Raw genomic sequence first — 14,496 nt, forward strand, 5'->3', positions numbered from 1 at the left:
CGCGTGACGGATTTCGCTCTGGACCCCCGCATTCACGCCTTTGATTCGGCGGCCCGGGTGGCCGAAAGCGCCCTGCGTGGGCAGTTGCCCGGCGAAGGCTGGCGCTACCTGGGCACGCGCCCCCTGTGGGCGGGCCCCGGCCGCCTGAGCCTGCTGGGTGCCCCCGAGGACGGCGCCGAGCAGGTCACCGAGGCCCTGCCCGGTGAGGCCCTGGCGCTGCTGTGGGAAAACCGCGAGGGCTGGGCGCGGGTGCGCACGGTGCATGACGGCTACCTGGGCTGGGTGCGGGTCCGTGAGCCGCAGCCGCAGCCGCCGGCGGCCGAGTTGCTGCCTGTCACCGCCCTGCGCGCCCACGCCTACGCAGGGCCGGGTCTCCGGCAGCCGCTGGTGGGCGAACTGGCGCTGGGGGCCCAGGTGGGCACGCGGGCCGGCGAGGTGGTTGAGGAACAGGGGCGCCGCTGGGTGCCGGTCACGTTGGGCGACGGTGCGGAGGCCTGGGTGCAGGCGGCCGTGTTCTCCCCCATTCCGGGCGACGTGGCGGACCTCGCGCTGCGCTTTCTGGACGCGCCGTATGTGTGGGGCGGGCGCAGCGCGTGGGGGCTGGACTGCTCGGGGCTCACGCAGGTTGTGTACGCGGCGCATGGGCGGGCCCTGCCGCGCGACGCCGACCAGCAGCAGGCGGCGCTGCAGGCGGTGGAGGCGCCAGTGCGCGGCGACCTCGCCTTCTTCCCGGGGCACGTGGGCCTGATGCTGGATGAGCGGCGCATGGTGCATGCCAACGCCACCCACATGCGGGTGAGCATCGAGACGCTGGGCGAGGGCGAGTACGGCACGCGGCTGCAGGAGAGCCTGGAGGGCTTCGGGCGGTGGCCCGGGTGAGCCTGGGCTGGGAGACGCTGGAGCTGCACACCGCGCAGCCCTTTGGCATTGCCCGCTGGACGCACAGCGTGTATCCGCGCACCTTCGTGACCTTCACGCAAGGTGGCGTCATGGGCCAGGGCGAGGCGGCCCCGAATGCCTTTTACGGCGAGACGCGCGCCACGGTGGAGGGCGTGCTGCCGCTGCTCTCGGGGGCCCTGGAGGACCCCTGGGACTGGGACGGGCTGGGCGCGCGCCTCGCGGCCCGGATGCCGCAGGGGCACCCCAGCGCCAAGTGCGCCCTGGAGATGGCGGCGGTGGACTGGTGCGCGCGCGCCGTCGGCCGCCCGGCCTGGCAACTGCTGGGCCTGAGCCCGCTGCCGCTGCCGGAAAGCAGCTATACAGTCAGTATCGCCCCGCTGGACGACATGCGCCGGCAGGCCCGCGAGGCGGTGGGCCGGGGCCACGGCGTGCTGAAGGTGAAGCTGGGCACCGACCACGACGAGGCGATTGTTCAGGCCCTGCGTGAGGAAGCGCCTGGCGCAGCCCTGCGGGTGGACGCCAACGCTGCCTGGACCCGCCCGCAGGCCCGGCGGATGCTGGACGTGCTCGCTGCCGCGCGCGTCGAATTGGTGGAGCAGCCCCTGGCGGCCGGCGATCTGGAGGGCCACGCGGCCCTGCGGGGGGTCTCGGCGGTGCCCCTCGTGGCGGATGAAAGCCTGCACCATGTGGGGGACGTGCTGGCCCTGGCGCGCGCCTTTGACGGCGTGAACCTGAAGCTGGCTAAGCTGGGCGGGCCGCTGCAGGCCCTGCGCGCCCTGCGGCTGGCGCGCGCGGCGGGGCTGCAGGTGATGATGGGCTGCATGATTGAAAGCAGCCTGGGCATTGCGGCGGCGGCGGCCCTGGCGGGCGCGTGCGACTGGGCCGACCTGGACGGCGCCTTGCTCTTGGCCGACGACCCATTTGAGGGACTGGTGTGGCAGGCGGGGCATTTGCAGCGGCCTACAAGTGCCGGCTGGGGCGTGGCGCGGCGGTGAGCCCAAGTATCGCTCTTATCGGTTGTGGCAACCGGGGTGCAGACGTTTATGGGCGTTTACTGCAGGCCCAGGGCGCGCAGATCACCCACCTGGTCGAGCCGCGCGCCGCACGCCTGGCCGAGGTGGCGGCGCGGCATGGGGTGGAACCAGAGGCGCAGTTTGCCCACTGGGACGCCTTCTTCGCCCTGGGGCGGGTGGCCGACGCGGTGGTGATCGCCACCCCTGACGACGCGCATGTGGGGCCCTGTCTGGCGGCGCTGGCCCTGGGCTACGACGTGCTGCTGGAAAAACCGGTCTGCCTGCACGAGCACGAACTGGCGTTGCTCCTTCAGGCCGAGGCGGCGTCGGCTGGGCGGGTCACGGTGTGCCATGTGCTGCGCGCCACGCCGTTTTTTCAGGCGGTGCAGGGGGTCATTGATGCTGGTCGCCTGGGCCGCCTGATTGGCATTCAGCATGCGGAAAACGTGGCGCACTGGCATTACGCGCATTCCTACGTGCGGGGCAACTGGCGCGCCACGCCGCCCGCCGCACCCTTCCTGCTGGCCAAAAGCAGCCACGACCTGGACCTGCTGCGTGCGTTTGCGGGTGCCCGGCCGTTGCGGGTGAGCAGCGAGGGCGGTTTGCACCACTTCCGCCCAGATCAAGCGCCACCCGGGGCCGCTGATCGCTGCGTGGTGTGCCCGGTGGTGGACTGTCCATCGGATGCCCGGCGCATTTATCTGGACCGTGATCCAGGGATCTGGCCGGTCACTGTGCTGACGGCCGGGGGGCAAGCGCTGGAGGACGCTCTGGCGCAGGGGCCCTACGGCGAATGCGTGTACCTGGGCCACAACAACCAGCCGGACCACCAGGCCGTGACCGTGGTGTTCGAGGGTGGCGTGACCGCGCAGCTGACAGTGAGCGCCTTTACCCACAACAACACGCGCACGCTGAAGCTGCTGGGCACCCACGGCGAACTGCGCGGCCACATGGAGCGCGGTGAGCTGGAACTGCACGATTTTCGCAGCGGCGCGGTCACCCGCTGGACGGTGGACACGGCAGGCACCCACGGCGGCGGTGACCTGGGGCTGGTGCAGGCGTGGCTGGCCTTCCTGCGCGGGGCAGCCCCTCCCCCAACGCCGCTGGCGCAGTCGCTGGATTCGCACCGGATGGCGTTTGCGGCCGAGCGGGCCAGGGTAGAAGGTCGCGTGGTGGCGTTGGGGTGAGGGTGTGGCCGGTATATGGGGTACTAAGTGAAAGTATTCACGATTATATCAGATCGTGAAATTTTCGTTTCATCGGTTGTTTTGAAGGTTCCATTCGCCGTTAGCTTTCTCCAGAAACACGTAGTCCGTATTGCCCAGCACCAGTTCGCCGCGCATCCAGACCTCCTCGATATCCCGGCCCAGCAGCGCGGCCAGGCCAATGCGCAGGATGCCGCCGTGCGAGACCACAGCCGCATCCTGGTCCTGGGGCAACCCCTCCAGGGCGTGCACAAAGCGCGCGGCAATTTGCTCGAACGTCTCGCCGCCGCGAAAGCCCAGCCCGCCGCCGGGCAGGCGCAGGTCGTGGGCAGCGGTTTTCAGGTCGGCGTAGGGGCGGCCGGCCCAGTCGCCGCAGTCCACCTCCTGCAGGTCGGGGCGCACCTGCACGGGCACGCCCAGCGCGCGGGCCAGGGGCTCGGCCGTTTGCTGGGCGCGGCGGTAGGTGCTGGCGTACACGGCCTGGGGGCGTGGGGTGGCGGCGGCCAGGCGCCCGGCCAGCGCCTGCGCCTGGGCATGGCCCTTTTCGCTGAGTTCGTCGCCCGCACTCGCCGCGCCGCGCAGGATGCCGGCCTGGTTGCCGTGGGTTTCGCCGTGCCGGATGAGCCACAGGTGCATGGGGCGCAGTCTACGGAATTGGGGGGGAAGGCCGGGGCACCGGTCTCCCCTCCCCGGCGCTCAGGCTGGGCGCAGGGCGTCGGCCACAGCGGCGGCCAGCGGCGTGGTGGGGCGGCCGATCAGGCGGCGCAGGTCGCCACTGTCGGTCTGCAGTTCACCGCGCGCCAGGCCGGCGTCAGAATCGGCCAGCATCTCGGCCAGGGGGGCGGGCAGGCCAAAGCTGTTCAGGGTCTGGGCGAACTCAGTCACGGGCAGGTTCTGGTAGGCCACCGGGCGCCCGCCCTGGCGGCTGAATTCGGCGGCAATCTGGGACAGGGTCAGGGCCTCGTCGCCGCCCAGTTCGTAGGTGGCGCCCCCGTGGCCCTCGCCGGTCAGGACAGCGGCGGCGGCTTCGGCATAGTCGGCGCGGGTGGCGGGGGTCACCTGACCGTCGCCGGCAGCGCCCAGCAGCACGCCCTGGGCCAGGGTCTGTGCCAGGCTGCCGGTGTAATTCTCGGTGTACCAGCCGTTGCGCAGCAGGGTGAACGGCACACCGGACGCGCGCAGGATGTCTTCAGTGGCCCGGTGGTCGGCGGCCAGCCCCATCTGCGCCGTGCCGGCATTCAGCAGGCTGGTGTAGGCCAGGAGGGCCACGCCGGCCTCACGCGCGGCCTCGATCACCCGGCGGTGTTGACCGGGGCGGTCGTTCAGGTCGTTGCTGGAGACCAGCAGCAGGCGGCTCACCCCGTCCAGGGCGGGGGGCCATGTTTCCTGCTGGGTGTAGTCGGCGCGGCGCACCTGCACACCCTGGGCGGCCAGGTCGGCGGCCTTTTCGGGGGAGCGCACCAGGGCCACCAGGGTCTGGGCGGGCGCGCCGCGCCGCAGCAGGGTGTCAAGGGTCAGGCGGCCAAGGTGGCCAGTGGCACCAGTTACAGCAATCATGGGAACTCCTTCGGGATGAGGGGCGAGGTGTCGGCGTTTCACTTACATGTTGGAGAAAAAAATTTAGCTGGCCCGCTGGGCCAGGTCCGCCGTCACGTCGGCCAGGGTGGTCCGGGCCAATTCGGCTTCCAGGGCGGCCTGGGCCTGGGCAAAGTGCGCCTCCAGGGTGGCCTGGATGTTGGCGCCCACCGGGCAACTGGGGTGCGGGTGCTCGTGCAGGCGAAACACCGACCCCTGACCCACGGCGCGGTACACGTCCAGCAGGGTGATCTGCGTGGGCGGGCGGGTCAGTTCGGCGCCGGCCACGCCCCGGCGGGTGCGCAGCAGCCCGGCGCGGCGCAGCAGCCCCGAAACGGTGCGAATCACCACCGGGTTGGTGCCCACGCTGCCGGCCATCTCGGCTGAACTGGAGGCGTCCGGGAACTGGTGAACCAGGGCCAGGATATGCACCGCCACGGCAAACTGACTGTTCACAGGCCCTCACCTCCTCTCCAACGTGTCACAGTTTTACTGACAAGTCGGCGGTTGTCAAGTCTTCAGCGACAGGGCGCCTTCCCTCACGGAGTGGCGCGCGCCCCTCCCCTATCCTGGGCAGGTGCATCCAGACGACCTGCCCGTGCTGCCCACCACGCCCGGCGTGTACATCTTCCGCAAGGGGGGCACGCCGATCTATATCGGCAAGGCCAAGAACATCCGCGCCCGGGTGGGGCAGCACTTCAAGGCAGGCGGGAAAAGCGGCAAATTCACGGCGCTGGCGGACACGCTGGAATTCATCACGGCCCGCAACGAGGTCGAGGCGCTGGTGCTGGAAGCCAACCTCATCAAGCAGCACCGGCCGCACTACAACGTCACGCTGAAAGACGACAAGCACTATCCGTTCCTGAAGCTGACGAACGAACAGTTTCCCATGCTGGTGGTCACGCGCCGGGTGCTGAAGGACGGGGGCAGCTACTACGGGCCCTATCCGGATTCCTCGGCGGTGCGGCGGGTCAAGCACCTGATTGACACCATGTTTCCGCTGCGCAAGAACTCCGGGCTGCCGCTGCAAAAAAAGGCCCGCCCCTGCCTGAACTTTCACATGGGCCGCTGCCTGGGGCCGTGTGTGGACCGCGCCGAGCCCGCCGAGTACACGCGGGTGGTGGAGGACGTGAAATCGCTGCTGGAAGGCCGCGCGGCGCCGGTGATTGCCCGGCTGAAGGCCGACATGAAGGTGGCGGCCCAGGGCCAGGATTTCGAGCAGGCCGCCCGGGTGCGTGACCGGGTGCAGGCGGTGGAAAAGCTCTTTGGCACCGAGCAGCACGCCTTTGTGAGCGACGAGACGGACCTGGATTTCCTGGGCGCGGCGCAGGCAGGGGAATACGCGATGGTGCAGCTGTTTCGCATGCGCGGCGGGCGCGTGGTGGGGCGCGACAAGCGCTTTCTCTCGGGCACCGAGGACGCGCCGCTGGGCGAGATCGTGGAGGCCTTTGTGCAGGACTACTACACCCAGGCCACCCATGTGCCGGGGCTGATCCTGCTGCCGGCCGACTTTGAAGACGCCCCGGTGTGGAGCGAGTTTCTCTCGGAAAAGGCGGGGCGCAAGATCGAGATGCGCACGCCCAAGCGCGGCGACAAGGTGGACCTTGTGGAGATGGCGCAGCGCAACGCGGGGGCGGGCCTAGACTCCGAACTGGCGCTGCTGGAACGCCGGGGCGACCACCCGGGCCTGGACGCCCTGCGCGAGGTGCTGGCGCTGCCGGACCGGCCGTGGCGCATCGAGGGCTACGACAACTCGAACCTGTTTGGCACCAACATCGTCTCGGGGATGGTGGTGTTTGAGGGCGGGCGGGCGCGCCGGGGGGAGCACCGCCGGTTCAAGGTCAAGGGCCTGGACCACCCCGACGACTACACCGCCATGCGCCAGACGATCACCCGGCGCTTTACCGGCAGTCTGGCCGACAAGCTGCCCCTGCCAGACCTGCTGCTCATTGACGGCGGGCGCGGGCAGGTGAACGCGGCGCTGGACGCCCTGAAGGACGCGAATCTGCAGATTCCGGTGGTGGGGCTGGCCAAGCGCGAGGAGCGCCTAATTCTGCCGGGACGCTACGGGGCGCAGTGGTGGCTGGAGAGCGGCACAGAGGTGGGGGTGGAGCGCGAGTTGCTGCTGCCACACACCCACCCGGCGCTGCGGGTGCTGATCGGGGTGCGCGACGAGGTGCACAACTACGCCGTGACCTATCACCGCAAGCTGCGCGGCCAGGACATGCTGCGCAGCGTGTTCGACGACCTGCCGGGCATTGGGCAAAAGCGCCGCGACGCCCTGCTGGAACACTTCACCAGCCTGGAGGACCTGGCGGGCGCCCCGGTGGAACAGATTGCGGCGGTCCCGGGGATGACCATGCGGGCCGCGCAGAGTGTGAAGGCCTTTCTGACGGAGCGGGCGGCGAACCAGGCGCCGGTGACAGGCTGATCCGCCTTCCGGGAAGTTCCGTCACGTGTCGCAGCATTGTGTCGACCGAAGGGCCGCGCAGAGCGTTGGGGCAGAGCGGGCACAAAGACGGATGTCCGGGAAGTGGGCTGGAGCAGCGCCGAAGGCGGGGAACTTCCGGGGCAGAACCGGATGTTCCGGCAATGGCCGGCAGGCCGTATGGGCCATGGTGCGGAGAGTGTTCAAGCGTGGTGAGTGGCACACGGAAGAAACGCCGTCTGGGATCCCCCACTCGCTTCCCTTCCTCTGCTGCGCCGCTCTACGGGTCCCCCACGAGGAGAAAAACAGCGTGTTGGCCAGGCTGTCCTCTGTGGAGGGCTGAACCTGTCCGCACCAGTGCTGAGGCGCAGCGGGGTTTTGCCCAGCTGGGTCCCGTCGGGGCAGGGGCGAGGGCCGCTGCGTCGCCTGGTCCCTTTCTTTCAAGATGGAGTGGCTCAAGGTGGGGCTTTGGGCCATGTTTGCTGGACGCCGGGCGAGAGGTCAGACCACCCAGGGAACCGGGCGTGGCACTATGCGGGGCGACACCACAGTTGATGCGCGTGCTTCTCCAGGCCCCGGCCTGGGGCTGGGGCGCATGCTGGCTGGGTGATCTTCACGGCCTGCCGTCTCTGGGAGATCTCTATGAAGCACACTTTCGCCCTCCTGTCGCTCACCACCCTTGCCCTGCTGGCCGGTTGTGCCGGGCAGGCCCCGCTGCCCGGGGGCGCGGCCCTGAACCTGCAGGGGGGACCCACCTTCCGCGTGGACCTGCGCGAAACGCCGCTCGCAGCCCTGGACGCCGCCGCGCGCACCCGCCTGTCGCAGGACGCCGCCGTGGAGGTCACGCTGCGCAGCGGCACCACCCTGATGTACCGCAATGTGGGCGGCCAGATCGTGGTGGACGGCGACATGTTGCTGGGCCGCTCGGAAGACGCCGCGCAGGTGCTCTCGCGCCTGGACAAGGCGCCGGCCGGCAGCCTGGGCACCCAGAGCCTCTCGCGCTTTGCGGCGGGTGGGGGCAACTGGGCGAACAAGACGGTGCCGTATTTCTGGAAACAGGGCGCCCTGAGCGCCACGCAGGCGGCAGCGGTGAACGCGGCGGTGGAACGCTGGAACGCGCAGGCGGGCACGACTCTGCGCTGGGTCTGGAACCCGAACGCGGCGAACAAGGTGGAGTTCGTGGTGGGGGGCGGCGGCTGCGGGTCGTCGTACGTGGGGTCTATTGGGGGCACGCAGCCGCTGACCATCGCGGCCAACTGCTTTAACAACAGCACCCTCATTCACGAGATGGGCCACGCGGCGGGCTTTCACCACGAGCACCAGCGCTGCGACCGCGACAATTACATCACGGTGGGCAGCGCCTACGTGGGCGACACCACCAACTTTGGCAAGACCTGCAACGCCTACACCCACGGCCCCTACGACTACGACTCGGTGATGAACTACTTCCCGCCGTACATCTACGCGCGCAGCCAGCCAGTCGGGCCCTACAACGGCTCGCCGGCCAACCTGGGCAAGGTCTCGGAACTCAGCCGGGGCGACCTGTTTGCGCTGCAGACCATCTACCCGGGCGGCACCACCCCGCCGCCCAGCGGCGGCACCACCTACACCGGGACCTTGAACAGCGGCTACAGCACGGTGCAGCCGGGTTCCTCGGGCTTCTCGTATGCGGGGGGCACGCTGAAGGGCTCGCTGACTGGGCCGGCCGGCAGCGACTTTGACCTGTACCTGCAGCGCTGGTCCGGCTCGGCGTGGGGCACGGTGGCCCAGAGCACCAGCCCCGGCAACACCGAGACGGTCAGCTTCGCGGCTGGGGCGGGCACCTACCGCTGGTACATCTACAGCTACAGCGGCAGCGGGACGTACAGCCTGGCCGAGACGAAGTAAAGGTCGCCCAGGGGCCCAACGGCGGGCCGCCCCTCTTCACTGGGAAGGGGGGCGGCCCGTGTGCCTGCGCTGGTGGGTGTGGGCATGCAGCCCATCACGCGGGGCTCAGGCGGTGCAGCAGGGCGCGGAGGTTCAGGGGCAGGCGCAGCCGGGGGGCCCTGGGCTGGGCGCGGGCGGCCTGGCGGGCGAGGCGGTCCTGGGCGGCTTCATCGAGCAGCGACTGCGCGCGCCAGAGGTCGGGGTGCTGGTTCAGCATGGTGGGGGGTCCTGTCGCGGCGCCGCTGCCCCGGTGGCAGCCCGTGGTGGCGCGCGTCTGTGGCCCTTATGGTGCGCCCCGGGATGGTGGCGGCACATGCCGCAGGTGGCTCAGGAGTGGGTGCGCCATTGGTCGTAGCTGGCTTAAGCCACCGGGGCTGGGTTAAGCATCGGGCAACGCACGCGGGGGTGCCCAGCGCCTGTAATGGGCAGATGCTCGCCCGACTGCGCCACGAGTTTCTGCCCTTCTTGCTGCAGCGCTGGCGCCCCCTGCTGCTGCTCTTGCTGGGCGTCATGGCGCCGCTGCTGCTCTTTACGCACCTCGCCCACGAAATCTTTGTGGAGGGCGGCTTTGCCTGGGATCAGGCGGTGCTGAACTGGTACGCCGCGCACCGGACGCCGGGGCTGACCCGCGCGGCCGAAACGCTGGCGCAGGTGGCCGGGGTGCGGGTGCTGCCCTTTATCACGCTGGCTATTGCGTGGCTGCTGGGCAGCTGGCATGAAGGGCGGGGGCGCGCGCACGGCTGGTTTCTGCTGCTCAGTGTGCTGGGCGCGACCCTGCTGAACGTGGCCGCCAAGGTGGTGTTCCAGCGCCCCCGCCCCGATGAACTGACTGCCGTGCTGGCCGAACCCGGGTTCAGCTTTCCCAGTGGGCACGCCATGGCCAATGCGGCGTTTGGCATGGCGCTGGCCCTGGTGTTCTGGCGCTCGCGGGCGGGGTGGCCGGTGGCGGCCTTTGGGCTGCTGTGGGCCGTGACCGTGGGCGCCAGCCGCAATTACCTGGGGGTGCACTACCCGTCGGATGTGCTGGCTGGGATGACCGCCAGCGTGGCCTGGGTGGTGGGCCTGCGCCTGCTGATGGCCCGGCGCTGGCCGTCGCTGCGGCGCTCGCCAGCGGGGCGGCACGATACTCGGGAGTAAACGGGGGCTGGATGGGGGCGCTTCTCCCCTGCTGTGCGGGCGCGGCGAGGGCGCTTCTTACCTCTCAGCTATACTAAGTGAAAAGTATCACGATTTTGCCAGCGCGTGAATTTTTTGTTTCTTACGCCAAATTTGACATTGCTTCAGGCTGCGTTGTGACTTCGGCGCCTAGCCGGCAACCAGCGAGGACGGGGCCGTCTTCGGTGCGAAGGGGCCGGAACGCAGCGCTGCTTTCAGGAGCATGTACCACCGCGCACCCGGAGAGGTCCCCAGAAGAAAAGGGGGCCTCCAAAACAGCTCCCCCTCTCCCCTTTTCCCTCAAGCCTGGACTTTCTGGCCCAGGTCGAACGCTGTGTGAACGGCGCGCGTGGCGGTGTCCACATGCCCGCCCTCCACGGCCACCGACACGTTCAACTCGGAGCTGCCCTGGGAGATCATCAGGATGTTCACGTCCTGCGCGGCCAGGGCCGTGAACATGCGGGCCGACACGCCGCGCTGGCCGCGCATGCCGCTGCCCACAATCGCCAGCACCGCCACGCCGGGCTGCTCCTCAATCTGCAGCTCCAGACTGACCCCGGCGCGCAGGGCCAGGAGGGTCCGCTCGGCGTCGGCGGTCTGCACGGCCAGCGAGACGTTGCTCATGGAGGAACTCTGCGAGACCATCAGCAGGGTCACGTTCTCGCGGGCAATGGCGTCAAAGACACTGGCGATCACTTCGGGGATGCCCAGCACACCGGCGCCGCTCACGTTGATGATGCTCACGTTGCGAATGGCGGTCACGGCCTTGACTGGGTGCCCGGCCTCGTCGCGGGGTTCGGCCTGCACCAGGGTGCCGGGGAAATCGGGGTCGGCGGCGCTTTTCACGCGCAGGGGAATGCCGCTCTCCTGCAGGGGCGTGACCGCCAGCGGGTGCAGCACCTTGGCGCCAAAGTAGGCCAGCTCCATCACCTCGCCATAGCTCAGGACCTCGATGTTGCGGGCGTCTTTGACCACGCGGGGATCGGCGCTCATCACGCCGTCCACGTCCTTCCAGGCCCACACTTCGTCGGCGCCCAGGGCCTTGCCCACGATGGTGGCGCTGAAGTCGGTGCCGCCCCGGCCCAGGGTGGTGATGGCGCCCTTGTCGGTTTCGCCCATGAAGCCCGCCACCACAGGCGTGACCCCGGCGGCCAGCAGACCGCTGAGGCGGTCCTTGACGCGCTCGTAGGTGCCGGGCAGCGGCTTGGCGTTGCCAAAGTGCGTGTCGGTGAGGATACCGGCCTCGCCGCCCGTGAGGTGATGGGCGCGCAGGCCGCCCTGTTCTAGGGCCAGGCTCATCAGGGGCGCCGAGAGGCGCTCGCCAAAGGCCACGATCAGGTCGCGCGAGCGGGGGGTGAGTTCGCGCAGCAGGTACACGCCGTACACGGCCTGGCGCAGGGTTTCGTGCATCTCGCGCAGTTCGCGCACCACGGCGCTGTCGGGGGCGGCGCCCAGTTCCTGCGCGGCCGTGAAATGCCGGGTGCGCATCAGGGCAATCTCGTCGTTGGCGCTGGCAATGTCGCCGGACTGCGCGGCGTCCGCCAGTTTCAGCAGGCTGTTGGTCACGCCCGCCATGGCAGAGACCACCACCACCACCTTGACGCCCTCGCGGATGCTGCGGGCGGCCAGCGAGGCGCTGTGGCGCACGGCGCGGGCGTCTTGCATGTTTGTCCCGCCGAATTTCATGACCAGAAGCTCGTAACCCATGCGCAGAGTATGCCGCGTGCCTGGGGCAGCGGGTGGAGCGGCGTCTGGGCAGCGCGGCGCGAAGGGCCTGGGGGGTGAGCCGTGCGTGGGCGATCTGGAGGTGCGGCTGGACCTCCCTCTTCGGGCATGGGGTCGGGGACGATGAGACCCGCGCGTCACGGTTCCCAGAGCTGTGTTCAACACTCCTGGGGCTGACACACCGGGGGAAAGCAGTGTGTTAGGGTGCCGGCCGTGCCGCGCGTCCTGATTCTGTGTACCCACAATTCTGCCCGGTCCCAGATGGCCGAGGCCCTGGTCCGCGCCGCCGCCGCGCGCTGGGGGCTGACCCTGGAGGTGCATTCGGCGGGCACCGAGGCCACGCGCGTGAAACCGGAAGCGGCCGTGGTGCTGGCCGAGCTGGGCCTGGATGTCTCGGGCCACACCAGCAAGACGCTGCGGGACGTGCCGGACGCCCAGCGCTTTGATTACGTGGTAACGGTGTGCGACAGCGCGGCGGCCGGGTGCCCGGTGTATCCGGGGCAGACCGAGCGGCGGCACTATCCGTTTATGGACCCCAGCGGCGGGAGCCTCGCCCGCTGGCGGGCCGTGCGCGACCAGCTGGGGCTGCAGTTCGAGGCGTTTGTGCAGGCCCTGCACGCAGGGCAGGCGGCGCCGCCCAGCTACGTGGACAGCCCCGCCGTGCCGGTGGCCTGAGGTGGCGCGGTCCCTGGCCCACGCGGCGGTGGCCGAGGGAGTGGGCACCTTTGCCCTGGTCGTGCTAGGGCCCGGGGCCGCCGTGGTGCAGGCGCAGACGGGCGTGCTGGGGCCCCTGGGGGTGCCGCTGGTCTTCGGCCTGACCGTGGTGGGGGTGCTGACCACGCTGGGGCCGGTCAGCGGCGCGCACATCAACCCGGCGGCCACCCTGGCCCTGACGCTGGCAGGGCGCTTTCCCTGGGCGTGGGTGGCCCCGTATGTGGCGGCGCAGCTGACGGGGGCGGTGCTGGGCGCCCTGGCGCTGCTGGCCCTGCTGGGCCGCGTGGGCGACCTGGGGGTGACGGTGCCGGCGGGGCACGCGGGGCCGTCGTTTGCGCTGGAACTGGGGCTGAGCTTCTGCCTGCTGCTGGCGGCGCTGCGTTCGGGGCGGCCCTGGGTGGTGGGCGGGGTGGTGGCCCTGGCGGCGGCACTCGGGGGACCGGTCAGTGGGGCCAGCATGAACCCAGCGCGCTCGTTCGGGCCGGCGCTGGTAAGCGGTATCTGGACCGCTCACTGGCTGTACTGGGCGGCGCCCGCGCTGGGGGCGGTGCTGGCAGCGGGGGTACACCGGGGGCTGGAGCACCGGGCGGCCCTTGCTGGCCCGGCGGTGGTGGACCGTGGCGCTGCCGGCTGAGGGGCTGGGCCCTGGGGCACCGGAGCAGCCCAGGGGCACCTTTCTGGAGGTGCTGCTGGTCTTTGGGCGGCTGGGCCTGACCAGTTTTGGCGGGCCGGTGGCGCACCTGGGGTACTTCCGCGAGGAGTTCGTGCGCCGCCGCCGCTGGCTGGACGAGGGCAGCTACGCCGAACTGGTGGCGCTGTGCCAGTTTTTGCCGGGGCCGGCCAGCAGTCAGGTGGGCATGGCCCTGGGGATTCAGCGCGCGGGGCTGCCGGGGGCGCTGGCGGCGTGGCTGGGGTTTACGCTGCCCAGCGCGGCGCTGCTGGCGCTGTTTGCGCTGGGGGTGCGCGCGGCGGGTGACCTGGGGGGCGCGGGTTGGCTGCACGGCCTGAAGCTGGTGGCGGTGGCGGTGGTGGCGCAGGCGGTGCTGGGCATGGCGCGCAGCCTCACGCCCGACCGGCCCCGGGCTCTGCTGGCGCTGGGGACCGCCGCCGTGACGCTGCTGGCCCCCTGGACCCTGACACCCGTGCTGCTGATGGGCGCCGCTGGGCTGATCGGGTGGCGGTTTCTGAACCGGGGGGCCCGGGAGGACCCGACTACAGGGATGGCGTGGCCGTCTACCCTGCCTCGGCGGGTGGGGACGGCCTGCCTGGGGCTCTTTGGGGCGCTGCTGCTGGGCCTGCCCCTGCTGCGAGAGGTGGTGGGCGGTCCGGTGCTGGGCATGCTGGACAGCTTTTACCGCGCGGGCGCGCTGGTGTTTGGGGGCGGCCATGTGGTGCTGCCCCTGCTGGAAGCCGAGGTCGTGTCGCCCGGCTGGGTGACGCCCGACGCCTTTCTGGCCGGCTACGGGGCCGCGCAGGCGGTGCCGGGGCCGCTGTTTACCTTCAGCGCGTACCTGGGCGCGGTGGCGAATGTGGGGCTGTCGCCGCTGGTGGCGGCGGGGCTGGCGCTGGGGGCCATCTTTCTGCCGGCCTTCCTGCTGGTGGCGGGCGCCCTGCCGTTCTGGGGCCGCTGGCGCACGTGCCCAGGGGCGCAGGCGGCGCTGCAGGGGGTGAATGCGGCGGTGGTGGGGGTGCTGCTTTCGGCGCTCTACACGCCAGTATTCACGGCGGCGGTGGGCTCGCCGCTGGACTTCGCCGTGGTGCTGGTGGCCTTTGCGGCGCTGGAACATGGCCGGCTGCCCCCGTGGCTGGTGGTGGGGCTGGGGGCGCTGGTGGGGTGGAGGCTGTAGAAGCGGGT

Annotated in this window: 14 protein-coding genes; 9 read left to right on the top strand and 5 right to left on the bottom strand. The window is 70.4% G+C overall.

Annotated elements, in window-relative coordinates:
* Window positions 1-3 precede the first annotated feature (3 nt).
* From K7W41_RS01400 to K7W41_RS01410, 3 genes are read left to right on the top strand one after another with little or no spacing between them, the layout of a single operon-like run.
* Window positions 4-879, top strand: coding sequence for a C40 family peptidase (locus K7W41_RS01400; RefSeq protein ID WP_318010885.1), 876 nt, complete (start codon window positions 4-6; stop codon window positions 877-879).
* Entirely contained in the window at window positions 867-1,895 is a 1,029-nt protein-coding gene (locus K7W41_RS01405) for a dipeptide epimerase (RefSeq protein ID WP_224603959.1), read from the top strand. Before K7W41_RS01400 ends, K7W41_RS01405 begins: the two co-directional genes overlap by 13 nt.
* On the top strand, window positions 1,892-3,100 hold the full coding sequence (locus K7W41_RS01410; RefSeq protein ID WP_224603961.1) for a Gfo/Idh/MocA family protein: 1,209 nt from the start codon (window positions 1,892-1,894) through the stop codon (window positions 3,098-3,100). Before K7W41_RS01405 ends, K7W41_RS01410 begins: the two co-directional genes overlap by 4 nt.
* A 69-nt stretch (window positions 3,101-3,169) precedes the next feature.
* Here K7W41_RS01410 and K7W41_RS01415 read toward each other — a convergent pair whose 3' ends face one another.
* The 3 genes from K7W41_RS01415 to K7W41_RS01425 form a co-directional block, all read right to left on the bottom strand.
* Entirely contained in the window at window positions 3,170-3,754 is a 585-nt protein-coding gene (locus tag K7W41_RS01415) for a histidine phosphatase family protein (RefSeq protein WP_224603962.1), read from the bottom strand.
* Between the two features lie 60 nt (window positions 3,755-3,814).
* Window positions 3,815-4,675, bottom strand: a complete 861-nt coding sequence (locus K7W41_RS01420; protein WP_224603963.1) for an SDR family oxidoreductase — start codon at window positions 4,673-4,675, stop codon at window positions 3,815-3,817.
* A 63-nt stretch (window positions 4,676-4,738) separates the two neighbouring features.
* Window positions 4,739-5,149, bottom strand: coding sequence for an Rrf2 family transcriptional regulator (locus K7W41_RS01425; RefSeq protein ID WP_224603964.1), 411 nt, complete (start codon window positions 5,147-5,149; stop codon window positions 4,739-4,741).
* Window positions 5,150-5,270: 121 nt separating this feature from the next.
* Here K7W41_RS01425 and uvrC point away from each other — a divergent pair, with 121 nt between their 5' ends.
* Both uvrC and K7W41_RS01435 read left to right on the top strand, forming a co-directional pair.
* Complete coding sequence (gene uvrC / locus K7W41_RS01430) at window positions 5,271-7,124, top strand: excinuclease ABC subunit UvrC (RefSeq protein ID WP_224603965.1); 1,854 nt, start codon at window positions 5,271-5,273, stop codon at window positions 7,122-7,124.
* Window positions 7,125-7,763: 639 nt separating this feature from the next.
* Window positions 7,764-9,008, top strand: a complete 1,245-nt coding sequence (locus tag K7W41_RS01435) for a M12 family metallopeptidase (protein ID WP_224603966.1) — start codon at window positions 7,764-7,766, stop codon at window positions 9,006-9,008.
* A gap of 94 nt (window positions 9,009-9,102) precedes the next feature.
* On the opposite strand, the gene K7W41_RS01440 is transcribed toward K7W41_RS01435, so the two are convergent.
* Window positions 9,103-9,264, bottom strand: coding sequence for a hypothetical protein (locus K7W41_RS01440; RefSeq protein ID WP_224603967.1), 162 nt, complete (start codon window positions 9,262-9,264; stop codon window positions 9,103-9,105).
* A gap of 212 nt (window positions 9,265-9,476) precedes the next feature.
* On the opposite strand from K7W41_RS01440, the gene K7W41_RS01445 reads away from it, so the two are divergent.
* A complete protein-coding gene (locus tag K7W41_RS01445; protein WP_224603968.1) occupies window positions 9,477-10,184 on the top strand; it encodes a phosphatase PAP2 family protein in 708 nt (235 codons plus the stop codon).
* Window positions 10,185-10,502: 318 nt separating this feature from the next.
* Here K7W41_RS01445 and K7W41_RS01450 read toward each other — a convergent pair whose 3' ends face one another.
* Window positions 10,503-11,909: an aspartate kinase gene (locus tag K7W41_RS01450; protein ID WP_224603970.1), complete on the bottom strand. Its 1,407-nt coding sequence runs from the start codon at window positions 11,907-11,909 to the stop codon at window positions 10,503-10,505.
* A gap of 231 nt (window positions 11,910-12,140) precedes the next feature.
* Between K7W41_RS01450 and K7W41_RS01455 the strand changes: the two genes are divergently transcribed.
* From K7W41_RS01455 to chrA, 3 genes are read left to right on the top strand one after another with little or no spacing between them, the layout of a single operon-like run.
* Entirely contained in the window at window positions 12,141-12,602 is a 462-nt protein-coding gene (locus K7W41_RS01455; protein WP_224603972.1) for an arsenate reductase ArsC, read from the top strand.
* Window position 12,603: 1 nt separating this feature from the next.
* The gene (locus tag K7W41_RS01460; protein ID WP_224603975.1) at window positions 12,604-13,275 is read left to right on the top strand and encodes an MIP/aquaporin family protein; all 672 of its coding nucleotides are present in this window, start codon (window positions 12,604-12,606) and stop codon (window positions 13,273-13,275) included.
* Complete coding sequence (gene chrA / locus K7W41_RS01465; protein WP_318010886.1) at window positions 13,259-14,488, top strand: chromate efflux transporter; 1,230 nt, start codon at window positions 13,259-13,261, stop codon at window positions 14,486-14,488. Before K7W41_RS01460 ends, chrA begins: the two co-directional genes overlap by 17 nt.
* Window positions 14,489-14,496: the final 8 nt, after the last annotated feature.

This window comes from Deinococcus multiflagellatus, assembly GCF_020166415.1.
Classification (GTDB): domain Bacteria; phylum Deinococcota; class Deinococci; order Deinococcales; family Deinococcaceae; genus Deinococcus; species Deinococcus multiflagellatus.